General features: G+C 66.4%; 24 protein-coding genes. 13 read left to right on the top strand and 11 right to left on the bottom strand.

Translation table 11 applies throughout. The annotated features are described in order from the left end of the window. Positions 1 to 11 precede the first annotated feature (11 nt). A complete protein-coding gene (locus QP457_RS13920; protein ID WP_240196643.1) occupies positions 12 to 668 on the bottom strand; it encodes a hypothetical protein in 657 nt (218 codons plus the stop codon). Between the two features lie 7 nt (positions 669 to 675). Between QP457_RS13920 and QP457_RS13915 the strand changes: the two genes are divergently transcribed. The 3 genes from QP457_RS13915 to QP457_RS13905 all read left to right on the top strand — a co-directional run bounded on the left by QP457_RS13915 (position 676) and on the right by QP457_RS13905 (position 2,946). Further along, positions 676 to 1,095 (top strand): hypothetical protein, encoded by a 420-nt coding sequence (locus tag QP457_RS13915; protein WP_240196642.1) that lies wholly within the window; start codon positions 676 to 678, stop codon positions 1,093 to 1,095. Positions 1,096 to 1,136: 41 nt separating this feature from the next. Continuing rightward, a complete protein-coding gene (locus tag QP457_RS13910) occupies positions 1,137 to 2,105 on the top strand; it encodes a DUF2268 domain-containing putative Zn-dependent protease (protein ID WP_205405921.1) in 969 nt (322 codons plus the stop codon). Between the two features lie 118 nt (positions 2,106 to 2,223). Continuing rightward, entirely contained in the window at positions 2,224 to 2,946 is a 723-nt protein-coding gene (locus tag QP457_RS13905) for an SGNH/GDSL hydrolase family protein (RefSeq protein ID WP_240196654.1), read from the top strand. A gap of 72 nt (positions 2,947 to 3,018) precedes the next feature. On the opposite strand, the gene QP457_RS13900 is transcribed toward QP457_RS13905, so the two are convergent. Continuing rightward, on the bottom strand, positions 3,019 to 3,879 hold the full coding sequence (locus tag QP457_RS13900) for a LysR family transcriptional regulator (RefSeq protein ID WP_205405919.1): 861 nt from the start codon (positions 3,877 to 3,879) through the stop codon (positions 3,019 to 3,021). 144 nt (positions 3,880 to 4,023) lie between these two features. Here QP457_RS13900 and QP457_RS13895 point away from each other — a divergent pair, with 144 nt between their 5' ends. Together QP457_RS13895 and QP457_RS13890 are read left to right on the top strand one after the other, a co-directional pair. Continuing rightward, positions 4,024 to 5,151: an agmatine deiminase family protein gene (locus QP457_RS13895; protein WP_205405918.1), complete on the top strand. Its 1,128-nt coding sequence runs from the start codon at positions 4,024 to 4,026 to the stop codon at positions 5,149 to 5,151. A gap of 222 nt (positions 5,152 to 5,373) precedes the next feature. Beyond that, on the top strand, positions 5,374 to 5,646 hold the full coding sequence (locus QP457_RS13890; protein ID WP_205405917.1) for a hypothetical protein: 273 nt from the start codon (positions 5,374 to 5,376) through the stop codon (positions 5,644 to 5,646). 39 nt (positions 5,647 to 5,685) lie between these two features. Here QP457_RS13890 and QP457_RS13885 read toward each other — a convergent pair whose 3' ends face one another. Further along, entirely contained in the window at positions 5,686 to 6,231 is a 546-nt protein-coding gene (locus tag QP457_RS13885) for a thioesterase family protein (RefSeq protein WP_100552923.1), read from the bottom strand. A 69-nt stretch (positions 6,232 to 6,300) separates the two neighbouring features. On the opposite strand from QP457_RS13885, the gene QP457_RS13880 reads away from it, so the two are divergent. The 4 genes from QP457_RS13880 (at position 6,301) to QP457_RS13865 (ending at position 8,754) form a co-directional block, all read left to right on the top strand. Further along, positions 6,301 to 6,879, top strand: a complete 579-nt coding sequence (locus QP457_RS13880; protein WP_180166491.1) for a TetR/AcrR family transcriptional regulator — start codon at positions 6,301 to 6,303, stop codon at positions 6,877 to 6,879. A 187-nt stretch (positions 6,880 to 7,066) separates the two neighbouring features. Continuing rightward, the gene (locus QP457_RS13875; RefSeq protein WP_180166492.1) at positions 7,067 to 7,444 is read left to right on the top strand and encodes a VOC family protein; all 378 of its coding nucleotides are present in this window, start codon (positions 7,067 to 7,069) and stop codon (positions 7,442 to 7,444) included. 23 nt (positions 7,445 to 7,467) lie between these two features. Next, positions 7,468 to 8,190, top strand: coding sequence for a hypothetical protein (locus QP457_RS13870; protein WP_205405999.1), 723 nt, complete (start codon positions 7,468 to 7,470; stop codon positions 8,188 to 8,190). 102 nt (positions 8,191 to 8,292) lie between these two features. After that, on the top strand, positions 8,293 to 8,754 hold the full coding sequence (locus tag QP457_RS13865; RefSeq protein ID WP_286040606.1) for a hypothetical protein: 462 nt from the start codon (positions 8,293 to 8,295) through the stop codon (positions 8,752 to 8,754). Positions 8,755 to 8,796: 42 nt separating this feature from the next. Here QP457_RS13865 and QP457_RS13860 read toward each other — a convergent pair whose 3' ends face one another. Beyond that, on the bottom strand, positions 8,797 to 10,905 hold the full coding sequence (locus QP457_RS13860) for a TonB-dependent receptor (RefSeq protein ID WP_205405915.1): 2,109 nt from the start codon (positions 10,903 to 10,905) through the stop codon (positions 8,797 to 8,799). Between the two features lie 190 nt (positions 10,906 to 11,095). Next, a complete protein-coding gene (locus QP457_RS13855) occupies positions 11,096 to 12,532 on the bottom strand; it encodes a serine hydrolase domain-containing protein (protein WP_205405914.1) in 1,437 nt (478 codons plus the stop codon). Positions 12,533 to 12,856: 324 nt separating this feature from the next. On the opposite strand from QP457_RS13855, the gene QP457_RS13850 reads away from it, so the two are divergent. Both QP457_RS13850 and QP457_RS13845 read left to right on the top strand, forming a co-directional pair. Then, entirely contained in the window at positions 12,857 to 13,270 is a 414-nt protein-coding gene (locus tag QP457_RS13850) for a hypothetical protein (protein WP_205405913.1), read from the top strand. Positions 13,271 to 13,359: 89 nt separating this feature from the next. Further along, positions 13,360 to 13,818 (top strand): Imm30 family immunity protein, encoded by a 459-nt coding sequence (locus QP457_RS13845; RefSeq protein ID WP_205405912.1) that lies wholly within the window; start codon positions 13,360 to 13,362, stop codon positions 13,816 to 13,818. 167 nt (positions 13,819 to 13,985) lie between these two features. Here the strand turns inward: QP457_RS13845 and hutU are convergent, their stop codons facing one another. The 4 genes from hutU to hutI are packed head-to-tail and all read right to left on the bottom strand — an operon-like array spanning position 13,986 to position 19,262. Beyond that, positions 13,986 to 15,653, bottom strand: a complete 1,668-nt coding sequence (gene hutU, locus QP457_RS13840) for a urocanate hydratase (protein ID WP_205405911.1) — start codon at positions 15,651 to 15,653, stop codon at positions 13,986 to 13,988. Then, positions 15,650 to 16,504 carry an N-formylglutamate deformylase gene (gene hutG, locus QP457_RS13835; protein WP_205405910.1) on the bottom strand — a complete coding sequence of 285 codons (855 nt, stop codon included), beginning with the start codon at positions 16,502 to 16,504 and terminating at the stop codon, positions 15,650 to 15,652. Before hutG ends, hutU begins: the two co-directional genes overlap by 4 nt. After that, entirely contained in the window at positions 16,501 to 18,042 is a 1,542-nt protein-coding gene (gene hutH / locus QP457_RS13830) for a histidine ammonia-lyase (RefSeq protein WP_205405909.1), read from the bottom strand. The genes hutG and hutH overlap by 4 nt, the downstream gene beginning before the upstream one ends. After that, on the bottom strand, positions 18,039 to 19,262 hold the full coding sequence (gene hutI / locus QP457_RS13825) for an imidazolonepropionase (RefSeq protein WP_205405908.1): 1,224 nt from the start codon (positions 19,260 to 19,262) through the stop codon (positions 18,039 to 18,041). The genes hutH and hutI overlap by 4 nt, the downstream gene beginning before the upstream one ends. Before the next feature lie 67 nt (positions 19,263 to 19,329). Between hutI and QP457_RS13820 the strand changes: the two genes are divergently transcribed. Then, the gene (locus tag QP457_RS13820; RefSeq protein ID WP_205405907.1) at positions 19,330 to 20,700 is read left to right on the top strand and encodes a formimidoylglutamate deiminase; all 1,371 of its coding nucleotides are present in this window, start codon (positions 19,330 to 19,332) and stop codon (positions 20,698 to 20,700) included. Positions 20,701 to 20,728: 28 nt separating this feature from the next. After that, a complete protein-coding gene (hutC, locus tag QP457_RS13815) occupies positions 20,729 to 21,457 on the top strand; it encodes a histidine utilization repressor (protein ID WP_205405906.1) in 729 nt (242 codons plus the stop codon). A 101-nt stretch (positions 21,458 to 21,558) separates the two neighbouring features. Here hutC and QP457_RS13810 read toward each other — a convergent pair whose 3' ends face one another. Together QP457_RS13810 and QP457_RS13805 are read right to left on the bottom strand one after the other, a co-directional pair. Further along, the gene (locus tag QP457_RS13810) at positions 21,559 to 22,575 is read right to left on the bottom strand and encodes a restriction endonuclease (RefSeq protein ID WP_205405905.1); all 1,017 of its coding nucleotides are present in this window, start codon (positions 22,573 to 22,575) and stop codon (positions 21,559 to 21,561) included. Between the two features lie 237 nt (positions 22,576 to 22,812). Next, a complete protein-coding gene (locus QP457_RS13805; RefSeq protein ID WP_205405904.1) occupies positions 22,813 to 23,304 on the bottom strand; it encodes a phasin family protein in 492 nt (163 codons plus the stop codon). Positions 23,305 to 23,379 lie beyond the last annotated feature (75 nt).

Here is a 23,379-nt window from a genome sequence, read left to right as displayed (position 1 = left end):
GAGATCCGCTCTCATCCCAGCGGCAGGTTATCCAGTGCGCGCGACATCCGATCGTGCAGGTCGCGCACGCGTTCGGCCTTGGCGTCCACACGTCGCTCATCGCCGAAGCTGCGCACATAGGCGCATGCGGCGAAACCGGCACTTTCCCTTTCGTATTCGGCAATCCAGGCCAGGCGGTCGGGGTTGCTGGCCTGCTCGGCCGACCAGGCGGCCACCGGCGGACGGATGCGGGCGATGATGCCAAGCCGCCACGGTTTCGGTGTCAGCCGTGCACGGAAGCAATGCTGCAGCGTGCACATGCGTGCATACAACGTGTCGGTGCCCAGTGCCTTGAAGAAGGCATGCACCTGCGCATCCTGTGGTTCGAACGTGGCATGCATCGCCAGCACGCGCAGCCCGGCCGGGGTGCGGTAGGCACGCAGATGCCAGTCGGGATGGTGTTCGACGAACGCCTGTACGCGCTGCAGCGCGAGGCCTTCGACGCCACCGGACCGGGCCAGCCGGCGCTTGCGCCGCCCCGACATGATCTGGTTGACCACCACCATCGCGATGCCGCCGGCCGCCAGGCCGATGTTGAAGTTGCCCAATGCAACGCCGATCAGTGCGCCGGCTGCCAGCAGCCCGAGTGCGCCGAACAGCGGCAATGCGCAGCCTGATGGAGTGGGCACGTGGTCGATGTCCGCAAACAGGACGTCGGGGGGTGTTCAGGCACAACGCGCCGTAGCTGTTGCGGGTGACGATGACATCATCCCTGCGCTGCACGATCTGCTCGCGGATCGGGATGCCCTCGACACCGTAGTTGGTTCGTCGCTCGCGACGCGGCACGGACTGGCCGCTGAGGATGTCATCGAGCGCTTCGCGTGCACGCGCATCGGCGTGGGCCTGTGCGGCATCCTGGTCGTCGTCGGACCAGCCGAACCGGCGTACCACCACCGGCCGGCCCTTGTACCTGTCCTGCAGGCGGGCTTCGGCCCAGTAGGCTGGAACGATCATCATCCTATCTTCCCCTTGCGTCCATGGCAGCCGGTCGCCGCGAGTCTGGCACAGCAGGGGAGGGCGTTGCACGATACGGCAGCGCATGCGCCGCCACGGTGATAGATTGCGCGCTTCGCGTGCACTCCACCAAGGACGGAGCCATGTTCGTGTCGTTGCGTTGCCTGCTAGCCCTGGCCCTCGGCGGGGTGGTCGGCACCACCCAGGCGGCGGTGCCGGGACCGGAAATCCTGACCTCCGACGCCACCCGCTTCTACGCGCTGTACGAGGCGGCCGGCGGCAAGCCCAGCGTGGCCCAGTTGGGGCAGTATCTGGCACAGGGCACGCCGAGCCTGGCCCAGTTCGCGAAGCTGCGCCGAGTGACCGCCGAGCGCATGGCCGAGGCGATGGCGCGCGAGCCTGCGGTGTATGCCAATGGACGGGCCTGTCTGGCGGAGTTGCCGGCGGTGCGGCAGCGACTGGTGCAGGTGTTCGCCAATCTGCAGGCGATCTACCCGCAGGCGAAGTTCCCGCCCGTGGCGATCGTGGTGGGGCGCGGCAAGCCAGTAGGCATGACGTACCCGGACGGGGTGGTGATCGGCCTGGAAGCGCTGTGCGCGGCCGACTTCATGAACGCCAATGCGCAGGACCGCTTTGTGCACGTGATTGCGCACGAGTACGTGCATATCCAGCAGACCGGCGTGAGCGAATACGAAGCGGGCGACCCGCAGGCGACGGTGCTGCGCGAGTCGCTGGGCGAGGGGATCGCCGAGTTCATCGCCGAGCTGATTTCCGGCAACGTCGGCAATGGTCGCCACGCTGGATGGACGCGGGGCAGGGAAGTGCATATCGAAAGCGCGTTCGCGCTGGATATGGACAGCACCGATCTGAAGCCCTGGTTGTACAACTACACGCCGGGTTCGCAGGAGCCCTACGACCTCGGTTACTGGGTGGGCTATCGCATCGCCAAGGCGTATTACCTGCAGGCCGACAACAAACGCGATGCTGTGCGTGCGCTGATCCAGCAGGACAACCCGAAGGAGATCCTGCAGGCCAGTGGCTGGACGCCGGGGATGTGGATGCCGGCCAAGGTGACCGGTGTAGCGGCAAGGGCGGCTGCATCGGCAAAATGACCATTCGCAGGCCGCGCTAGACTGCCCGTGTCGACAGCGGAGGACGCTCATGCGCAGGATGGTTTCGATGGTCCGGCTACCGGCCGGTCTGCTCATTGCCTCGCTGGCCACGCCCGTGATGGTGCAGGCAGCCAGCACTCCGCTGCTGACCAGGCCGGTCGAGCAGGTGCAGCCGGACGAGGTGCGTTTCATGCAGCAGCGCCTGTCCGACTGGCCGCAGCTGCAGAAGTACCGCGCGGCCAATGCCGCGCTGCCAGCGCCACGGGCCGGTCACTCACGCGTGGTGTTTTTCGGCGATTCGATCACCGAAGGGTGGGGTGCGGACGGCAGCAGCACCTTCTTCCCGGGCAAGGGCTACATCAATCGTGGCATCAGCGGGCAGACCACCGCGCAGATGCTGGTGCGCTTTTCGCAGGATGTGCTGGCGCTGCGCCCGAGCGTGGTGGTGATTCTGGCCGGCACCAATGATATCGCCGGCAACACCGGTCCGGCCACGCAGGCGATGATCGAGGACAACCTGCAGGCCATGCTGGATCTGGCGAAGGCGCATGGCATCGCGGTGGTGCTGGCGTCGGTGCTGCCTGTCAGCGAGTACCCGTGGATGCCGGGCATCACGCCTGCGCCCAAGGTGCGTGCATTGAATGCTGCGCTGAAGCGCCATGCCGATGCACGGGGTCTGGTCTATCTGGACTATTACGCAGCGATGGCCAACCGTGCTGGTGGACTGGATGCGCAGTTGGCAACCGATGGCGTGCACCCGACGGCGAAGGGCTATGCGCTGATGGCACCGCTGGCCGAAGCGGCGATCAAGCGCGCGCAGGCGAACGCGCCCAAGCGCTGAGATGGGTAGTGCCGGCCGCTGGCCGGCAACCTCAATCTGCATGGCGAACGGATTGCCGGCCAGCGGCCGGCACTACCCTATCGCCAGTTCCGCCAGCAGCCACCCACAGAACCGCATCACCAGCGGATCGCGGGCGCTGTCCTCGTGCAGCAACCAGCTCCAGCGCGGTCCGCGCACATAGGCCTCATCCAGCGGCTGCAGCAGGCCCTGCGCGCGCGCCGGTGCGGCCAGCAGTTCGCTGACCAGTGCGATCCCCAGGCCCTGGCAGGCAGCATCCAGCAGTTGTCCTGGCTCGGAGAAATTCAGGCCTTCGCGCTGCTGGCCGACGTCGGCGCCGCCCTGCACCTGCCACTGGCTCCAGTCCATTTCGCGCTCGCCGTGCAGGGTGCTGCGCTCGGCAGCCGGTAGCGCCAGCACGCTGGGGTGGCAGGCCGGATACAGCCGGTCCTGCAGCAGTACGCGATGCTCGCAATGCGCCTGTGCCTGCAGATCATCGCGGATGCTGATGTCCAGTGTCTGCGCGGTCATGTCCGGCGCCTCTTCGCTGGTCAGCAGCCACAGGTCAACCTGCGGGTGGTGGCGGCGGAAATCGCCCAGCCGCGGTACCAGCCAGTGACGCGCGAAGGCGGGGCTGGTGTTGACGATCAGTTGATTCGGCTTGCGGTACTGATCGAGCCGACGGATGCCACTGGCCAGTTGCCGCAACAGCGACTGCGTGGTTTCCAGCAGGTCGATGCCGGCATCGGTGAGGGTCACGCTGCGGCCCTGGCGGAAGAACAGCGGCTGTTCCAGGGAGTCCTCCAGCCCGCGGATCTGCTGGCTGATGGCAGACTGGCTCAGGTGCAGCTCCTCGGCGGCACGATGGAAGCTGCCGAGTCGGGCGGCAGCCTCGAAGCCGCGCAGGGCGTTCAACGGGGGCCAATGCTTGAGCATGATTGATAAGCCTGGCTGATCGTATTCCCGCTGAATCTATCGTTTGTTCTCATCCATAAGCAAGGGCAACATGGGTCCGTCGCGCATCAGTCGGTGCGCTTGAATTGATCAGCTGGACTTCACGGTCCGTCTCTGGAGCCTGTCATGTCTACCCGACGCCATTTCATCACCCAACTCGCCGCAACCGCCGGCCTGGGCGGCCTGGCCGCGCTGGGTCTGACCGGACTGCCCGCCCGCGCCCGCGCTGCTGCACCGGCCGGGTGGCAGATGCCCGATGAGCACGGTCCGCAGGAACGCGTCTTCCTGGCCTTCGCTGCACAGCCGCGGGTATGGGGCGCGCAGGCCGATGCAGTGAACAATGCCGTCGCCCGGCTGGCGCGCACCATCGCCCGCCATCAGCCGGTCAGCGTGCTGTGCCGTCCTGCACAGCGCCGGCAGGCGCAGGAGCGCTGCGGCAGTGACAACACCGAATTCCTCGACGTGCCGCTGGACGATATCTGGGTGCGTGACTACGGCGGCTGTTTCGTTACCGATGGCAAGGGCGAGCTGGGCCTGGTCGACTTCAACTTCAATGGCTGGGGCGGCAAGCAGAGTGCGCGCAACGACGGTGCAGTAGCACCGTGGCTGGCGCAGATGACCGGCGCGACGCTGCTGGAAAGCGATCTGGTGGGCGAGGGCGGTGGCATCGAAGTTGATGGACACGGCACCGCGATCCTGACCGAAAGCTGCTGGGTGAACCGCAACCGCAATCCAGGCTGGTCACGCGCGGATATCGAAGCGGAGTTGAAGCACCACTTGGGCCTGCGCAAGGTGATCTGGTTGCCCGGCATCGCTGGCGAAGATATCACCGATGCGCACGTGGATTTCTACGCACGCTTCGTGCGCCCCGGCGTGGTGATCGCCAACCTGGACAACGACCCGGAGTCGTACGATTACGATCTGACCCGCGAGCATCTGGACATCCTGCGCGGCGCCACCGATGCCGACGGTCGCAGGCTGCAGGTGCATACGCTGCCGCCGCCGCTGGGCGGGCGCGACAATGTGCACACCCGCGACAATGACGATCTGGCCCGGGGCTACATCAATTACCTGCCGATCAACGGTGCGGTGATCGCGCCGCAGTTTGGTGACGCGAAGGCGGATGGTTACTGCCGTGAACTGCTGGAAGACCTGTATCCCGGCCGCACCATCGAGCAGGTGGATATCGATGCGATCGCCGGCGGTGGCGGCGGCATCCATTGCGTGACCAAGAACATGCCGCGGGTCGGGTAAGGTCCTTACCGGCATTGCCGACGGCATGCCATGATGTGGCAACAGTGGCATGCCTAGTGACAAATGGATCTGGATACTGCGGTCTGGAGTGGCATGGTCGGTGGCAGTATCGCCACAGTCATTGCGCGGCGAGCCGCTGAGCGGCTTCCAAGCCACTACCGCGGCCGCAGCCTGACGTATCTGCGGCGCAGGCATCGTGTTGCGGTATGGAGTGCGAACGCGTTGTTCCTGCTTGGGATCGCTGGCAGCCTGCTGATCTGGCCGTTGGGCCACTACCCCCATACCGATTCGCGTCCGTTGTTGCTGGGTATGGGCATCAGCTGCGGTTCTGCGCTGCTGGCGCTGGTACTGGTTTCCTGGCTGTCACGTCGCCCGATCCGTGAGGCGCTGGTGACCTACGGTTACACGCAGGGCGGCCCGGTGTGGCTGATCTATTCGATCATGTTGGCAGGTGTGGCTGCTGGCGTGGTCGGATTGGTACAGGTTCTCCGCTGAACGCTTGACCGTGCCGGCGTGTGCTACGGGTCGTGTTGCTCATGCATCGTCGCGCTTCAATGCAGCATCGGCAGCCAGCAGTGCCTCGGCTGCCGCACTCAGGGCCGGCGAAGGCGGAGCAACCACGCCGATCGATTCCATCATCTGCGGCATGCCGACGAACTGTCGCGCGCGGCGATCGTAGATGCCGGTGATCAGCAGCGCACGCGTGGCGGTTTTCTGTTCCGGGCCGATCAGTACGCGCTGCTCCATGATGCCGCGTGTGCCGACCCAGCCGACCAGCCGCGTTTCCAGGGTGAAACGCTGGAACGGCTTCAGCTCGCGGCGGAACTGGATGGTGCCGGCGCCAACGATCGGCGCCCACTTCTCACGCAGCGCCACCTTGCCCAGCCCCATGCGCAGGATCAGGTCCAGCCGGCCCAGGTCGAAGATGTTCCAGTAGCGGCCGTTGGTCATGTGCAGGTTGCTGTCCAGGTCGTTGGGCAGCACCCGGAACGAAAGGCGCGAGACCCCGAATGGCGCGTCCAGCTTGGGCCGGAACAGGCTGCACAGCAGCAGGTGGAGCAGGCGGAACCAGAGATTCATGGTTATTACGACTGTTATAGAACGGTCGATACGCTAGTCTATGACGACTGTCTTAGCAAGGAGCCTGCCGTGAGCCCGCGATCGTCCGATGCCCCCCAGCGCGTGATCGATGCTGCAGCGCAGATGCTCGCGCGGGTGGGCCTCAATGCCACCAGCATCCGCGAAGTGACCAAGCTGGCCGAAGCGCCGCTGGGGTCCACGTATCACCACTTCCCGGGCGGCAAGCAGGAGCTGCTGGCGCGGGCCACCACCATGGCCGGCGACAAGGTGGAGGCGCTGCTGATCGAGCTGTTGAAGGGCGGTGCAGTGCAGGGGTTGCAGCAGTTCCTGGCACTGTGGCGCGAGCGCCTGCTGCGCACCGGTTTTCGTGCCGGCTGCCCGGTGCTGGCGGCGGCTGTCGAGGAGCCGGTGGAGGCTACGCCGAGCCAGCCGCGTGCAGCGGCCGCCGAAGTGTTCGTGCGCTGGCAGGGGCACTTGGCTGCTGCCTTCATTGCCGATGGCCACGAACCTGCTGCGGCGAACGGGCTGGCCAGCCTGGTGATTGCCAGCGTGGAAGGGGCGGTTGCGATGAGCCGCGCGCTGCAGGACATCGCCCCGTTCGACCGGGTGGCGGCGCAGTTGTTGAAGGCGGCTGCACCGCCCGTTTGAATCATCCGCGCCGGGAGACGCATCGCGAGGCCTGGCTGGTTGCCACGATGGGCCGGTTGCAATGTCGCCGCCTCCCTCGTCGTCCTGCATTGCAGCATCCGGCACGCATGTGAGTTGGCAGGCAGCGGCCGCGATTCGTGGTTACAATCCGCCAACCATCACCCGCGTGCCAGGCAAGGATGTCCGCATGCTGCACCATCTTTCTTTCGGGGTTCGCGATCTGCACGCTGCAGGCCGCTTCTATGATGCAGTGCTCGCAGCGCTTGGCTATCGCCGCGTCTTCGAAGACGACACCGCGATCGGCTATGGCCTGGTCGACGATGAAGACCTGCTCTGCCTGAAGCTGCGCGACGATGCGGCGGCGCCGGGACCCGGCTTCCATCTGGCGTTGGCGGCAACCACGCGCGCGGCTGTTGACGCCTTCCATCGTGCTGCGTTGGCAACCGGAGGCCAGGACAACGGACCTGCGGGCCAGCGCCCGGATTACGGCGACCGTTACTACGCCGCGTTCGTGATCGATCCTGACGGCCATCGCATCGAGGCGGTGACCAAGGCGGCGATATGAGCAACGGACGCCCGCCCGTTTCCATGCCGAGCAGCCGCAGCACTGAAGCGATGCACGCACGCCGGCAGCTGCAGCATCGTGGCTGGCCACGGTTGCAGATGGCCCTGATCGTGGTGCTGACGGGTGCTGCGGGGTTCCTCGCCTCGCACGTGCTGCGCCTGGCGGGCATGGACGCGATGCTGCTGCGCTATCCACTGGCCGTGCTGGTGGCCTATGGCGTGTTTCTGCTGCTGATGTGGCTCTGGATCCGTTGGCGCTGGGATGCGGTGGCCGACGGATTGGGTTCCGGGCCCGGAGGCGGTGGCAGCCCGGGATCGCCGTGGACCGGCAGCGGCGGGCATTCCGGCGGTGGTGGCGCGTCCGCTTCCTGGGGCGAAGCCGCAGCGTCTTCCAGCACGAGCGCCGACAGCGCGTCGTTGCTGGACGTAGCCGACGGCGAGGCAGGCCTGCCGCTGCTGGCCGTTCTCGGCATCATAGCGCTGGTGGCTACGGTGCTCCTGGCCAGTGTCTGGGTGGTCTGGTCGGCGCCCGTGCTGATGGCCGAACTGCTGGTGGATGCGGCCATCGCCGGCGGTCTGTACAAGCGTATGCAGGGGATGCAGGAGCAGGGCTGGTGGCGGCTGTGCCTGTCCCATACGATCTGGCCGCTGCTGGGCCTGCTGGTGTTCTTCGCCGGTCTGGGCTGGCTTGCGCAGGAGCTGGCGCCGGATGCGGTCAGCCTGATGCAGGTGTTCAAGGCGTTTTAGCAGGATCTGCCACCACGTTGAATTTCAATCAAACGCAAGGAGAAGCGCATGGATGTCGCTGCACGCAGTAACAGGAAGTTCGTTCGTTGGTTGATGGTGGCGATGATCGCGCTGCTGATGCCCTTCGCGGTGATGGCCCAGTCGGGACCCACAGCGGCTCCGCCCACAACGGAGGCGGCCGCAGAAGAAGCCCAATGCCGCGCTTGCACCTATGAACGCATCGGGCACAAGGTCGACATCGGTCTGGTGGCCTTGGTGTCGCTGCTGGTGGTCGGCCTGCTTGTAGCCATTTCCCGCGAATGGGGGACGACCTCGCAGCGCTGGACCTGCCGCACGATGGCCATGCTGCTGGTGGGTATCGGGGTGGCCCTGCTGTGGTGGGCGGGCAGCATCATCTACCTCGGTTACAACCCCTGGCAGGAGGACGCCGCGCCGCTGGATGCTGCGTTGGCCGCTACGCTGCTCAGTACGTCGCCGAAGTGGCTGGCGGGGCTGTTGATGATGGGCTTCGCGCCCACGGTCTGGCGGCGCAGTGAGCGCCTTCCGTCCTGGCGCATTGCGTGATCCCAGGGGGTGCCGGGCCATGTCCGGCGCTCCCGTTACGAATCAATCGAAGCGCCAGCGCACGCCCGCATACACGCCGCGGCCTTCGCCGGGCGTGGAGCGCGCCACGTCCTTGCCGGCATCGTTGTAACCGGGGGTGACGGTGGCGGCGTAATGGCGGTCACCGATGTTGCGCATCTCCGCCCACAGCTGCCAGCGGCCGCCCGGAGCGTCGTAACCGATGCGGCTGCCGAAGATGACGTGGCTGTCGGCCCAGTAGCTGTTGGCGTAGTCCACCGCGATGCGCGAGGCGTATTCGGTGTTCAGTGCGGCATACAGACCCGAGGCGTGGTCGAAGCGCAGTTCGGCCTGGTACGCATGGCGCGGCAGACCCGGCAGGCGGTTGCTGCCGAAGCGCGTGTCATGGCGATAGCGGAAGTCGCTGAAGGTATAGGCTTGGCGCAGCGACAAACGGCCCGTTGCGGCCTGCCACAGGGTGCTGTCCAGACCGGCCTCGATGCCACGGTGCACGGTGGGGCTGGCGTTGTTCTCGGCGATGAACAGGTTCGGCACCGGCTGCAGTTCCACGCTCAGCAGTTCATGGTTCACGTGCGCGTAGTAGCCGGTCAGTTCCCAGCGGCCCAGCGCGTTGTCGCCGCGTGCACCGAGTTCCAGCGTCGTGGCAGTCTGGTTCTGCATTGGTACCGGCGCGCGCTGGCGGCCGGTGGACGGACCATTGCCCGCGCCGAAGTACTGGTTCGAGCCCCAGATCATCGACCACGGATGGGGCGCTTCCACCGAACGGCTGAGGTTGCCGAACCACTGTGTCTGCGGCGTCTGCTGCCAGGTGAAGCCCACACGCGGCGCGTAATCCCAATCGTGCTCGCGCAGGCGGCCACCACTGCTCGGCCAGGTGACCTGCACATCGCGGCGGGTGTTGATCAGCGCAAACCCGGTCTGTACGCGCAGCCGCTCATTCACTGCCAGGTTGTTGCCGATATGCAGCGTGCTGTCGGTGCCATGGTGGCGGAAGTCGCGCGTGCGGGTGCCGGCGACATATCCGTTGTTGGCAAAGCGCAGCGACTCGCGCACATCGGCATCCAGGTCATGGGTAACGCGCAGGCCGATGGTGGTTTCGCTGTCCAGACCGAACAGCGTATGGCGGCGACGGTAGTCCAGAGTGGCGTTGAGGTTGGCGTAGTCCAGCTGCTGGCGGTACAGGCTCTCGTTCAAGTCCATCGGATACTTGTGATAGACCAGCCCGGCCTGCAGGGAGGAATCCTCGTCGATCTGCAGCGTGGTGACATTGCCCACCCAGGTGCTGCCCGGTTGCGGACGGCGCGCATCGATCGCGAGGTTGGCCGGGTTCGCCGCGCGCGGATCGTTGCGGATCTGGTCGCGGGTCAGGCGCCCGGGTGTTTCGTGGTTGGTTTCGCGGTAGCGCACGAAGAAGCGGGTCTGCAGGTCGGGCGTGATCTGCCAGCCGATGTTGGCCATCGCGCCCTTGCCATCGCCGGACGCATGGCGCTGGTAACCATCGAATTCGGTATCGGTGTAGGCCAGGAAGTAATCGACGTCGCCGCTGACGCCGCCCCAGCTGAGGCCGCGCTTCTGGTAGCCACGGCTGCCGGCTTCGTAGTGCAGCTGCACACCGGCCGAATCGCGGCCACTGCGGCTGATGTAGTCGATGGCACCGCCCAGTGCCAGGGCGCCGCGTTCGAAGCCGTTCGCCCCCCGCAGTACTTCCACACGCGACAGCCACAGAGGCTCCAGCAATTCGTAGGGTGTGCCACCGGGGCCAGTCAGCGGCAGGCCGTCGATCGATACCGCGATGCCGGAAGCATGCGCGCCCGGGCCGCGGTTGATGCCCGAGCCGCGGATCGACACCTTGGTGCCTTCGTTGCCCGGTGATTGCGCGCTGATGCCCGGCTGGTAGGCCAGCACATCGGCACTGCTGGCCAGGCGGCTGTCCGCCTTGGCCACGTCGATCACGTTGCTGGCGCCCGGCACGCGCTTCAGCGCTTCGCGCGCCTGCGCGCTGGCATCGGCGGCAGTGACCTGCACCGCATCGAGGGTGGTGGCCTGCGGGGCGGCTTGGGCGGTGGTAGCGAGGCCGAGGGATACGGCCAGGAACAACAGCGACGGGGTGGGGCGGTAAGACGAGAGCGACATGCAGGAATGCTGTAAACCACGAGATTGGCGCGCAAGTTAACAGGTCGATGGCCCCACGTCACCCTCCACCTGCGTATGGCCGCCCGCAGTGTCCCTGTAGAGCCGAGCCCACGCTCGGCTATCGCGCGCAGCGCGGGTTTTCTCCAATCGCAACGAAAAGCAGCCGAGCATGGGCTCGGCTCTACAGGGTTTACGGCGAAGGCTTCGCCAGCGCCTTCGACTTCGCATACAGCCGATCAGCGGTTTCTTTCTCCCCCAACGCGGCATGGCACTCGGCCAGGCTGTCCCAAGCGTTGGCCGACTCCGGATACAGCTCGCTGTTGAGGGCGAAAACCTTCAACGCCTTGCGTGCCCCGAAGCTCTCGCGGATAGCGTAACCATCGGCATTGATCGCACGCTCCAGTTCGCCCGTGGGAACCCCATTGCTGTCGCGCAGCCAGCTACGCATCGCCTGTGTCGCATCGGTGCTTTCATCCAGCGCATAGCCGATCAGCCGCTCGGAAAGCACTGCATGCGGAAACTCCTGCGGCGCAGCCACCGCCATCGTGCTTTCCACCAGCGTGCTCGACCAGACATTGCGGGCGCTGCCGTTGGTCAGGTACACGAACACCCAGTAACCGCTGGCCAGCGAGCCCTTGTAGGCCAGCCGCGCCCGCACGCGGGTGCCGCCATCGTGGCCGACCTGGGTGTAGCCGTCGCTGCGGGTGGTATCCCAGCCGGTGGAGAAGAAGTTGCTGCCGCCACCGGTCAGTTTCTGTGGCTGCCACAGCGTTTCCAGCGTTGCCGTCCGCACCAGCTTGCCGGTGGCGAGCGCCTGCAGTAAGCGATTCATGTCGCCGACGGTGGTCTGCAGATCGGCATGGCCCCAGCCATAGTCCGGCCAGGGATCTTCGTTGGCCGGCTGCAGTTGGCCGTCCTTGCCGATGTAAGGCACCGCCGCGCGCTGCGCGGGTACGCTGGCCACGCCCCACGAGGTGCTGGTCATCTTCAGCGGCTGCAGGATGCGCTCGCGCGCGATGGCTGGATAGGCCTTGCGGTAATGCGCTTCCAGCAACGCGGTGAGCACCAGGTAATTGGCCTGGGTGTACTGCACGCGGCTGCCGGGTGCGAACTGCATTGGCGCCGAACCGGCGACCTTCAGTGCGGCGGCAAGATCGGGTGCGAGGCCGTTGTAGCCCTTGCTCACCCAGTGTTCGCCCTTGCGGTCGTAGTACTCGGCGATGCCGGAACTGTGATTGAGGAAATCGCGCAGGCTTATCTCCTGCCACGCGATGGGCAGGCCTTGAACATAGCGGCTGGCCGGTGCTTCCAGATCCACCTTGTCCTGCTCCACCAGCTGCATTACCAGCGTGCTGGTGAGCAGCTTCGCTACCGACTGCGCGGCGAATATGGAATCGATGGTGGCGGGCGCATGCGTGGACGGGTCGCGTTCGCCGCTGGTGCCCTGGTAGAGCACCGAGCCGTTGTGCGCGACCAGCACTGCCTGCCCGGCGATGCCGTAGCGCTCGCGGTTGGCCTGCAGTTGTGCGTCGAGCTGCGTGGTGAGCTCGCCTGGAACGTCACGCGCAGAAGCGGGCAGGGCGATGGCCAGGGCGCAGAGCAATAGGGCAGCAAGCGTGCGGTACATCGCGGTGTTCCGTCAGCGGCGATGGCGCATCTTGGTCACGGCGGGAGTTGGGGTCAAGCCGGGCCGATTCTTTGTTCCACGCAGGGACATAGGGGGAGCAGGAATGAAGTAAGGCGGAAGCCTCTTGTGGCAGGCCTGTCGCGATTGACCCTTCTGGCGCGCGGGGCCTTCAGATACAACGTCGGACCGGAGCGCGGCGATCTTGGATCAAGCCCCAACTGGATAGACCTGTCCATTGAAGGTCTGTTGACCGCGTCACCACCTCGTACCACTGTGACTGCCGGATCGAGTGAATCTGCGGTCACCCGCAACTGGAAGCAAATAATGGCCAAGCCCCGTGAATTCAAAAAACTGGTGGCATACCTGCAAAAGATTCCTGCGCTGTCCGAGCCCATCCACTGGCAGCGCTGCGACGATGGCACTTGGTATGTCGGCTTTTCGCTTGCCTTGGAGCACCCGCTGGCGTGGAGCGCAGTGCAGGAACTGGCACATGTACTCAATACGCTTTCGGTGGCGGAGCATCTACCTACCCGCTTCCTGCCTACGGCGCCACCACCTTATCTCAACGGTCCTGCCTGCTGGTACCTGGGCTGGCGCATCGAGTCGACGCTACCCGGCATCACACCAAATGAAGTGCTTGAGTGGCTGGAGGGGAGATTGCCGCAACCGGTGGACGACGAAACGAAGTGGATACCGTCCATTGTTGAAGAGTGCGAATCGCCCGACGATGAGGAATGAGCCGGGCAGCATCAGAGGTTGGCACAGTTGGATGCCACTCCGCTGATGCACCGGTGCAAGTAATGCCAGGTTCCGCCAATGAAGCTGTGATGAAAGACCAACTTCTGGACGAGCTGTTGCGGGCTTCGCGAATGCTTACTTCAGAAGAGGTTGCCGTATTTGACCGGACGGTTCAGGTGCTATCAGGACTGGAATTCTCCAGTCGAGAGCTGGGATTTCTCTTCTCGATATTCGCCGATGACACTCCGCATCATGAAGTCATGTGGGGGCTTGTTCATCTCGTCGAGACAAGTGACAGCGAGGTTTTGATTTCCGCGCTTGTCCAATCAGCTCCCTACATGCGTCGCCTGGCGCCAGAATGGTTGGAGACGTTCATCTGCAGATTGCTGAATAGTGATCTACATAGAGATGTGTTGATTGCCTACCTGAAAAACATGGCCTCGACGAAGGGCGCAGCAGAAGTCGTCTTCCTGATCGAAGCGCTGAACGATGATGCGTCGGACAGTATCCGAGCAAAGGCATCGGTGGTCGCTTCGGCACTGATGTAGCGGTGCGAGCGCCGACCAAGGTCGGCATCTACCAGAGCGTCCCAGCATCCGGGCGAGCGAACATCGGCCGGTGACACGGGAGTTCCAGGTGGCGCCGGGCCATTCCCGGCGGCACGGGCAACGCATCGGCCGGTGCCGGCCGGCGGCCGGCACTACCTCAAGTCGGATCAGCCGAGGATTCCCGGCAGATCCAACCCCTTCTCCTTCGCGCATTCAATCGCGATCTCATAGCCCGCATCGGCATGGCGCATCACGCCCGTCGCCGGGTCGTTCCACAGCACGCGTGCAATCCGCTTGGCTGCCGCTTCAGTGCCATCGCAGACGATCACCATGCCGGCGTGCTGCGAGAAGCCCATGCCGACGCCGCCGCCGTGGTGCAGCGACACCCAGGTCGCACCGCTGGCGGTGTTGAGCAGGGCGTTCAGCAGCGGCCAGTCGGACACTGCATCCGAGCCGTCTGCCATCGCTTCGGTTTCGCGGTTCGGCGAGGCCACGCTGCCGCTGTCCAGATGGTCACGGCCGATCACCACCGGCGCCTTCAGCTCACCATTGGCGACCATCTCGTTGAAGGCCAGTCCCAGGCGATCGCGGTCGCCCAGGCCGACCCAGCAGATGCGCGCCGGCAGGCCTTGGAACTTGATCTTCTCGGCGGCCATGTCCAGCCAGCGGTGCAGGTGCGGGTTGTCCGGAATCAGCTCCTTCACCTTGGCGTCGGTCTTGGCGATGTCTTCCGGGTCGCCACTCAGTGCGGCCCAGCGGAACGGGCCGATGCCACGGCAGAACAGCGGGCGGATGTAGGCCGGCACGAAGCCCGGGAAATCGAACGCGTCCTCGACACCTTCTTCCAGCGCCATCTGCCGCAGGTTGTTGCCGTAGTCCACGGTAGGCACGCCCAGTGAGTGCAAGCCGAGCATGGCGCGGATGTGGTTGGCCATCGACGCACGCGCGGCCTTCTCCACTTCCTTCGGCGCGGTTACGCGCTTGGCATCCCATTCTTCCACCGTCCAGCCCTGCGGCAGGTAGCCGTTGACCGGGTCGTGTGCGGAGGTCTGGTCGGTCAGCAGGTCCGGCTTCACGCCGCGGATCAGCAGTTCGTCCAGCACGTCGGCCACATTGCCGAGCAGGCCGACCGACAGCGGCTTCTTGGCGGTGCACGATTCTTCGATCAGGCGCAGGGCCTCATCCAGGTTGTCGGTCCAGGTATCCAGGTAGCCGGTGCGCAGGCGCATCTCGATGCTGCTCTTGCGGCACTCCACCGCCAGGCACGAGGCACCAGCCATCACGGCGGCCAGCGGCTGCGCGCCGCCCATGCCACCCAGCCCGCCGGTGAACAGCCACTTGCCTGCCAGGCTGCCGTTGTAGTGCTGGCGGCCCATTTCCACGAAGGTTTCGTAGGTGCCCTGCACGATGCCCTGCGCGCCGATGTAGATCCAGCTGCCGGCGGTCATCTGGCCATACATCGCCAGGCCTTTCTTATCCAGCTCGTTGAAGTGGTCCCAGTTGGCCCAGCGTGGTACCAGGTTGGAATTGGCGATCAGCACGCGCGGTGCATCGGCATGGGTGCGGAACACGCCCACCGGCTTGCCAGACTGCACCAGCAGGGTCTGGTCATCGTCCAGGCGCTTGAGCGTTTCGACGATGGCGTCGAAGCTCTCCCAGTCGCGCGCCGCGCGGCCGATGCCGCCGTATACCACCAGTTCCTGCGGCCGCTCGGCCACGTCCGGGTGCAGGTTATTCATCAGCATGCGCAGGGGCGCTTCGGTCAGCCAGCTCTTTGCGTTCAGCGTGGTGCCGGTCGGCGCGGCGATGGTGCGGGACGGGTCGTTGCGGGTCATGCGGCGCTCCGGTTCGTAGCGAATTCAAGGCAGGCATTGAGCACCTGCGCCAGGGTGTGGCGCAGCGGTGCGGCGTGGTCGGGGTCGAGCGGGGTGGGCCAGCTGTGCTCGTCCACCTGGTCGGGCAGGGGCTCGTGCATGTAGCCGCGGCAAGCCAGTTCCATCTGCAGGCTGTGCACGCCACCGGCAATGCTGCTGTAGTGGCGGGTGATCCAGCCGCCCTTGAAGCGGCCATTGCGCACGTGGCTCATGCCGCTGATCTTCAGCAGGTTTTCCACCACATCGCTCAGCGCGTTGTCGCAGGAGGTATCCGGTGCACCGGACGGCCCGGCAGTGCCCAGGTTGAACTGCGGCAGCTCGCCATCGAACAGGTGCGGGATGTGCGAGCGGATCGAATGCGCGTCGTACACCACCACGGTGCCGTGGCGTGCGCGCAGGCGTGCAATCTGCTTGGCGAGTGCGTCGTGGTACGGCGCGAAATACGTGTCGCGGCGGCGGGCGATTTCTGCGTCGTCCGGCTCGCGACCCGCGTGGTACAGCGGTTGGTTGTCGAAGGTGGTCAGCGGGCACAGGCCGGTGGTGTTCTGGCCCGGGTACAGCGACACGCCACTGGGATCGCGGTTGAGATCGATCACCGAGCGCGAGATGGCCGAGCGCACGGTGGTCGCGCCCATGCCGCGTGCGAAGTCGTACAGCTCATGCACCCACCAGTCTGCATCGCGACGCGCCAACCACGGCGAATGGAAAGCGCCGATCAGGTCATGCGGCAGTTCGCTGCCGGTGTGCGGGAAGCTGACGATCAGCGGGGCATCGCCCTCGTGCACGGTCAGCCAATCGGGATGGCCGCTCATGCCTGCGGTTCCACCGTGGGCAGCAGCTCTACCAGGCCCTTGGCCAGTGCGCCGCTGCGGACCAGATCGGTCGCGATCACCATGTCCGGGTGGAAGTAGCGATCTTCTTCCAGCGTCGGCACCTGTGCACGCAGGGTGGCACGCACGTTCTCCAGTGCAGTGCTGGAGCGCAGCGGCGCATGGAAGTCGCAGCCCTGCGCGGCGGCCAGCAGCTCGATGCCGATCACGTTGGCCGCGTTCTCGGCCATCTGCATCAGCCGGCGTGCGCCGTGCGCGGCCATCGACACATGGTCTTCCTGGTTGGCCGACGTCGGGATCGAATCGACACTGGCCGGGTAGGCGCGCTGCTTGTTTTCCGAGACCAGCGCAGCGGCGGTGACCTGCGGAATCATGAAGCCGGAATTCAAACCGGGGCGCGGGGTCAGGAACGCCGGCAGGCCGGACAGCGCCGGGTCGACCAGCATCGCCAGGCGACGTTCGCTGATCGAACCGATCTCGCACACCGCCATCGCCAGCATATCGGCGGCAAAGGCCACCGGCTCGGCATGGAAGTTGCCGCCGGACAGCGCCTCACCGGTATCGGTGAACACCAGCGGGTTGTCGGACACGCCGTTGGCTTCGATTTCCAGCGTGGTCGCGGCCTGGCGCAGGATGTCCAGTGCCGCACCCATCACCTGCGGCTGGCAGCGCAGGCAGTACGGATCCTGCACGCGCACGTCGTTGTCGCGGTGCGATTCGCGGATGCCCGAATCCTGCATCAACGTGCGCAGGGTGGCGGCGGTGGCGATCTGCCCACGTTGGCCACGCAGCGCGTGGATGCGCGGATCGAACGGCGTGTCCGAGCCCTTGGCCGCTTCCACCGACAGCGCGCCGGTGACCAGTGCGGCCTGGAACACGGTTTCGATCTCGAACAAGCCAGCCAGTGCGTACGCGGTGGAGAACTGGGTGCCGTTGAGCAGGGCCAGGCCTTCCTTCGCGCCCAGTTCCACCGGCTGCAGGCCAGCACGTGCCAGTGCGTCCACGGCGGGCAGGCGCTCATCGCCAACGAAGGCCTCGCCGACGCCGATCATTACGCTGGCCAGGTGCGAGAGCGGCGCCAGGTCGCCCGAAGCACCAACCGAGCCCTGCGCCGGCACTACCGGCAGCACGCCCTTCACCAGCATGGCTTCCAGCAGCAGCAGCGTTTCCTCGCGCACGCCGGAAGCACCCTGGGCCAGGCTGACCAGCTTCAACGCCATCATCAGTCGCACCACATTCCCCGGCATCGGCTCGCCCACGCCCGCGGCATGCGAAAGCACGATGTTCCGCTGCAGGGTGGCCAGGTCCTCGCGCTCGATGCGCACGCTGGCCAGCTTGCCGAAGCCGGTGTTGATGCCATACACCGGTGCGCCCTTGGCGACGATGGCAGCCACCGTCGCAGCGCTGGCGCGCACCGCCGGCAACGCGGCCGGGTCAAGCGACAGCGGCGCACCGCGATACGCCTGCCGCCACTGGGCGAGGGTGACATGGCCGGGGCGAAGAACCAGGGTGTTGCTCATGTGTTGCTCCAGGAGGCAGGCAGGTCGGGCTGTCCGCGCACCACGCGCGCGTGCAGCGGGTTGAATCCAATGCGATAGACCAGGTCGGCGGGCGCGTCGATGTCCCAGATCGCCAGGTCGCAGTCCATGCCGACGGCCAGGCGGCCGATGCGCTCGCCATGGCCCAGCGCGCGCGCCGCTTCACGGGTGAAGCCGGCGATGCATTCGTCCACGGTCAGGCGGAACAGGGTGGCGCCCATGTTCATCGCCAGCAGCGGGCTGGTCAGCGGCGAGGTGCCCGGGTTGCTGTCGGTGGCCAGCGCCAGCGGTACGCCGGCCGAGCGCAGCGCAGCGATTGGCGGCAGGGTGGTGTCGCGGGTGAAATAGAACGCGCCAGGCAGCAGCACGGCGACGGTACCTGCGGCCGCCATCGCGGCAATGCCGGCGTCGTCCAGGTGTTCGATATGGTCGGCCGACAGCGCACCGAAACCGGCCGCCAGTTCGGCGCCATGCTGGTTGCTCAGCTGTTCGGCATGGATCTTGATCGCCAGCCCATGCGCGCGGGCGGCTTCGAAGACCTGGCGTGCCTGTGCGGGCGAGAACGCGATGTTCTCGCAGAAGATGTCGACGGCTTCGGCCAGGCCTTCGGCAGCGATGGCGGGGATCATCACCTCGCACACCTCGTCGGTGTATTCCTGCGCCTCGCGTCCGGGCGGCACCGCGTGCGCACCCAGGAAGGTCGGCACCACGTTCACCCGGCATTCCTCGCCCAATGCGCGGGCCACCTGCAGCTGCTTGCGCTCGTCCTGCAGGGTCAAGCCGTAGCCGGACTTGATCTCGATGGTGGTCACGCCTTCGGCACGCATCGCCAACAGGCGCGGGCGGCTCTCGTGTGCCAACTGCTCTGGCGAGGCTGCGCGGGTGGCGCGCACGGTGGAAACAATGCCGCCACCGGCACGGGCGATCTCGGCATAGCTCACACCCTGCAGGCGCTGCTGGAACTCGTTGGCGCGGTTGCCGGCGTAGACCAGGTGGGTGTGGCAATCGATCAGGCCCGGCGACATCCAGCGGCCTTCGCCGTCGATGCGGGTGGTCGGCTGCAGGTGGGCATCGCTGCCGGCGGGGCCGACGTGCACGATGCGGCCATCGGTGGCGGCCAGTACTGCATCGCGAAGGACACCCAGCCCCTCGCCATCGAGGGTCATCAGGTGGACGTTGGACCAGAGGGTATCGACGTGCATGGCATCCACAACGCGGCTGTGCTTATATGTCTATACAATATAGGCGTCCAATTCGGGTTGTCCAGCCATGTCCGATTCGCGTTCCCCGCACTCCTTCCATGCCGCCCACGCCCTGCTGGCCGACGGCTGGGCCGCCGACGTCCGCCTGCAGGTGCAGGAGGGGCGCATCGCCGCGGTCACGCGTGGGCAGGCTGCGCAGCAGGGCGACATCCTCGTGGACATCCTGGTGCCGGGCCTGCCGAACCTGCACAGCCACGCCTTCCAGCGCGGCATGGCTGGGCTCACCGAGATCGGCGGCGGCGACGGCGACAGCTTCTGGAGCTGGCGCGAACTGATGTACCGCTTCCTGGCCCATCTGCGCCCGGACGCAGTGCAGGCCATCGCTGCCCAGGCCTACATGGAGATGCTGGAAAGCGGCTTCACCCGCGTCGGCGAATTCCACTACCTGCACCACGATGCCGATGGTCGCCCCTACGCCAACCGCGCCGAGATGAGCGTGCAGATTGCCGCTGCGGCCGAGCAGACCGGCATCGGCCTGACCCTGTTGCCGGTGTTCTACGCCCACGCCGATTTCGGTGGGGCGCCGCCGAACCCGGCACAGCGCCGCCTCATCCATGACGTAGACGGATTCGCACAGCTGCTTGATGGTGCCCGCACCGCGCTGGCCACGCTGCCCGATGCGGTGCTTGGTATCGCCCCGCACAGCCTGCGCGCGGTGACCGGCGACGAGCTGAGCGCGCTGCTGCCGCTGACCGACGGGCCGGTTCACATCCATATCGCCGAGCAGGTGCGCGAGGTCGAAGCCTGTCTGGCATGGAGCGGCATGCGCCCGGTGCAGTGGCTGTACGAACATGCCCCGGTCGATGCGCGTTGGTGCCTGGTGCACGCCACCCACATCACCCACGACGAGCGTGCGCAGATGGTCGCCAGCAAGGCTGTGGCCGGCCTGTGTCCGATTACCGAAGCCAACCTGGGTGACGGCCTGTTCCCGATGCAGGCCTTCTCGCGCGAGGGCGGGCGCTTCGGCGTCGGCTCCGATTCCAACGTGCTGATCGATGCCGCAGAAGAGCTGCGCCTGCTGGAATACGGCCAGCGCCTGACCCTGCGGGGTCGCAACGTGTTGGCCCCGGATGCCGGTCGCAGCACCGGGCGCTTCCTGTTTGAAGGGGCGCTGCAGGGCGGTGCACAGGCGCTGGGCGTGTCTGCCGGCCTGCAGGTGGGCGCCAGTGCAGACATGGTTGAACTGGATGCCGCGCATCCCGCGCTGCAGGCGCGACACGGTGACGCATGGCTTGACAGCTGGGTGTTCGCCGCACGTAATGGCGCGCTGCGATCGGTCTGGCGCCATGGCCGCCAGTGCGTGGCCGAGGGCCGCCACCTGCAGCGCGAGGCCATCACCACCGCCTTCGCCGCTGCCCTGCGTGGCGTGCTGGGCTGATCGCCTCCCACCATCGAGACCCCACTACGTGAAGGCCAGCAAGTCCGCCACGCTCAACCAGCGCATCCGCAGCGACCTGGAAAGCCGCATCCTCAGCGGGGAGTGGGCGCCGGGCTTCCGTATTCCGTACGAGCACGAGCTGATGGAGCAGTACGGCTGCTCGCGGATGACGGTGAACAAGGTGCTGACCGCGCTGGCCGAGAGCGGCATGATCGAGCGCCGCCGCCGGGCGGGCTCGTTCGTGGCCCGGCAGCCACCGCACCTGGAGCAGGTGGCGCTGGAGATCCCGGACATCGCGATGGAGGTCGGCTCGCGCGGACATCAGTACGGCTACCGCCTGCTGCAGCGTGAGCTGCGCCTGGCTGACGCCGGCAATACCGGCGAAGTGGAGCTGGCGGGTAGCGAGCAGCTGCTGGCGATGCGCTGCCTGCACCTGGCCGATGGCCGGCCGCTGGCGCTGGAGCATCGCCTGATCAGCCCGGTCGGCGTGCCCGAGGTGCTGGACGTGGATTTCAGTACCACTGCGCCGGGCAGCTGGCTGCTGCAGAACGTGTCGTGGACGCGCGCCCAGCACCGTATCAGCGCCTGGGGCGCCGACGCGCCCACCGCCAAGCTGCTGGACGTGAAGCCCGGTACCGCCTGCCTGGTGATCGAGCGCCTGACCTGGCGCGGCGAACAGCCGATCACCCGCGTGCGTCAGATGTTCTTGGGGGATGCGTGGGATCTGGTTGCCCGCTTCGCGCCCGGAGCGCGATAGGGTCGTATCCACGCACGGCGTGGATCTACTGAATCCCGGATTGGATTACGCGGTGCGCGAGAACCCCGGGTAGATCCACGCCATGCGTGGATGCTGCCTGATCAATACGTCGCGCACTGCCGCCAGCGTACCGGCTCATCCACGCCGGGGCGGGCGTTGAGCTGCACGCGCACATTGCGCAGGGCAGGGTAGCGCAGCACTTCCTGGCACACGCGAGGCCACACTGTTTCCAGTTCGCCGGTGCGGTTGATCGCCAGCGTCTGCCGGGTCAGCCAGACACCGCTGGCGATGCCGGATTGCCCCGCCAGGGCGCGGGCCAGTTCGGCCTGGTAGCGGTCCAGCGTGGCAGCGTCGGGGTTGGGGTTGCTGCGCGCGTCGTCGGTGCTCTGCGGCGCGGGTGCGGCAGCCGCCTGGGCAGGCGCATCGGCGGCCTTGTCCGGCTCGGCGGGCGTCGGCGAGGGCTGTGCGGCCGGGGGCGCCACGGGGGCGACAGCGGGTGCCGGAGTCGGGTCTGTTTGTCCGGTACGCAGGCCCTGCAGGCCAAGCCCGACCAGCAGGCCCAGCGTCACTGAAGCCAGCGCAGCGATGGCGATGCGGCGCAGCGCTTCATGGCGGGCGATCGCGCGTACGCGGGTGTCAACATCGGTCGGCAGGTAGGGCTGCAGCAGCGGCCACAGGCGCGGACCATCGATCACTTCCACCGCCTGCTTCTCCGCAGCGCCTAGGCCATCGCGCTCAACCCGGCCTTCGGTGATCAGCATGCCGCCCTTGGCGCCCGCCAGTCGCGCGGCAGCGCCCAGTTCGTTCACCGCAGCGGTGCCGATGCGATAGGCCAGGCCGTGCTTGCACGATACCCGCCAGCTGTTCGGGCCGTCGCTGAGCAGGAAATCGCTGCTCGGCTCGCGGCTTTCCTCGCTCGGGTCCTGCAGTTCACGCAGGCCGCGCTGCTCGCGCAGCATGCGCTTGATCAGGGTGGAAAACTCGCGCCAGTGCATGCCAGCCAGGGCCTGCAGGCCCAGTTGCATTTCGGTACGTCGGCGCTTGAACCACCAGAGATAGACGGTGGCCAGGGTGCAGGTAAGCAAGGCCGACAGCAGGGCCAGAATCCAGGGAAGCATGCAGGGCGACGACGGAAGGGGCGAAAACGGAAGCCCACAGTGTAAAGGGCCGACCGGTTGATTGCGTCAGGGTGACCCCGACAGCAAGCGTGATGCAGCCCGCAGATCCGCACGCGCCAGACACGAAAAACCCGCCAATCCTGAAGCCGTGAGGGGAGGGAACAAACGGCAGCCGAAGCGATTGGCGGGTTCTACGCGATTGTCAACGAAAATTTATTGCGTTGCAACAAAGGCGGTTCAGGGCGTGCTGCCCGGTGACTGGTGGCTGCCGGGTGAGGGGGCATCGACGTCGGCGGAGGCGCGGTGTTCCAGCTTGGCCAAGCGCGCGGTCAGCGCGTCGATGCGTGCTTCCAGCGCGGTCACCTGATCGGCCGTCGGCACGTGCAGACGCTTGAGCACGCCCTGCACCTGGTCATCGAACGCCCTGTTGACCTTGTCCCAGGTTCCAGAGGCCTTCTCGCGCGCTTCGTCCAGCGAGTGCTCGACGTTGTCACGCCAGCCCGGTTCCTGCTCGCCGCTACGCTCACGGCGGCGGGCTTCCCAGGCTTCGCCTTCCTTCACCAGGCCATCGAAGAAACGGCCTCCTTCTGCCTGCGCGCGCCCCAGAGCGCCCAGTCCGGCCAGCCAGACCTGCTGTGCCGAATCGCTCAGCTTGCGTGAAAAGCGTTCTGCCTGGTCGCCGAAGCCGGCATCGTCGTCGCGGCGGTCGTCATTCTCGTAACGGTTCATCGCATTCCCCGGGGGAGTTGGGCCTACCCCCGAGAGTAGCGCGCGCCGACGTTGCTGGGCCGTGATGGCCGCAGC

The organism is Stenotrophomonas sp. As-7 (assembly GCF_030291015.1).
GTDB lineage: Bacteria > Pseudomonadota > Gammaproteobacteria > Xanthomonadales > Xanthomonadaceae > Stenotrophomonas > Stenotrophomonas lactitubi.
This window is presented reverse-complemented; position numbering and strand designations above follow the sequence as displayed.

Bases quoted from the DNA above. Each gene is read 5' to 3' on its own strand.
- QP457_RS13915 (WP_240196642.1), top strand. From the start codon at position 676: ATGTCCGCAAACAGGACGTCGGGGGGTGTTCAGGCACAACGCGCCGTA.
- QP457_RS13910 (WP_205405921.1), top strand. From the start codon at position 1,137: ATGTTCGTGTCGTTGCGTTGCCTGCTAGCCCTGGCCCTCGGCGGGGTG.
- QP457_RS13905 (WP_240196654.1), top strand. From the start codon at position 2,224: ATGGTGCAGGCAGCCAGCACTCCGCTGCTGACCAGGCCGGTCGAGCAG.
- QP457_RS13900 (WP_205405919.1), bottom strand. From the start codon at position 3,879: ATGCTCAAGCATTGGCCCCCGTTGAACGCCCTGCGCGGCTTCGAGGCT.
- QP457_RS13895 (WP_205405918.1), top strand. From the start codon at position 4,024: ATGTCTACCCGACGCCATTTCATCACCCAACTCGCCGCAACCGCCGGC.
- QP457_RS13885 (WP_100552923.1), bottom strand. From the start codon at position 6,231: ATGAATCTCTGGTTCCGCCTGCTCCACCTGCTGCTGTGCAGCCTGTTC.
- QP457_RS13875 (WP_180166492.1), top strand. From the start codon at position 7,067: ATGCTGCACCATCTTTCTTTCGGGGTTCGCGATCTGCACGCTGCAGGC.
- QP457_RS13870 (WP_205405999.1), top strand. From the start codon at position 7,468: ATGCCGAGCAGCCGCAGCACTGAAGCGATGCACGCACGCCGGCAGCTG.
- QP457_RS13865 (WP_286040606.1), top strand. From the start codon at position 8,293: ATGATCGCGCTGCTGATGCCCTTCGCGGTGATGGCCCAGTCGGGACCC.
- QP457_RS13860 (WP_205405915.1), bottom strand. From the start codon at position 10,905: ATGTCGCTCTCGTCTTACCGCCCCACCCCGTCGCTGTTGTTCCTGGCC.
- QP457_RS13855 (WP_205405914.1), bottom strand. From the start codon at position 12,532: ATGTACCGCACGCTTGCTGCCCTATTGCTCTGCGCCCTGGCCATCGCC.
- QP457_RS13850 (WP_205405913.1), top strand. From the start codon at position 12,857: ATGGCCAAGCCCCGTGAATTCAAAAAACTGGTGGCATACCTGCAAAAG.
- QP457_RS13845 (WP_205405912.1), top strand. From the start codon at position 13,360: ATGAAAGACCAACTTCTGGACGAGCTGTTGCGGGCTTCGCGAATGCTT.
- hutU (WP_205405911.1), bottom strand. From the start codon at position 15,653: ATGACCCGCAACGACCCGTCCCGCACCATCGCCGCGCCGACCGGCACC.
- hutG (WP_205405910.1), bottom strand. From the start codon at position 16,504: ATGAGCGGCCATCCCGATTGGCTGACCGTGCACGAGGGCGATGCCCCG.
- hutH (WP_205405909.1), bottom strand. From the start codon at position 18,042: ATGAGCAACACCCTGGTTCTTCGCCCCGGCCATGTCACCCTCGCCCAG.
- hutI (WP_205405908.1), bottom strand. From the start codon at position 19,262: ATGCACGTCGATACCCTCTGGTCCAACGTCCACCTGATGACCCTCGAT.
- QP457_RS13820 (WP_205405907.1), top strand. From the start codon at position 19,330: ATGTCCGATTCGCGTTCCCCGCACTCCTTCCATGCCGCCCACGCCCTG.
- QP457_RS13810 (WP_205405905.1), bottom strand. From the start codon at position 22,575: ATGCTTCCCTGGATTCTGGCCCTGCTGTCGGCCTTGCTTACCTGCACC.
- QP457_RS13805 (WP_205405904.1), bottom strand. From the start codon at position 23,304: ATGAACCGTTACGAGAATGACGACCGCCGCGACGACGATGCCGGCTTC.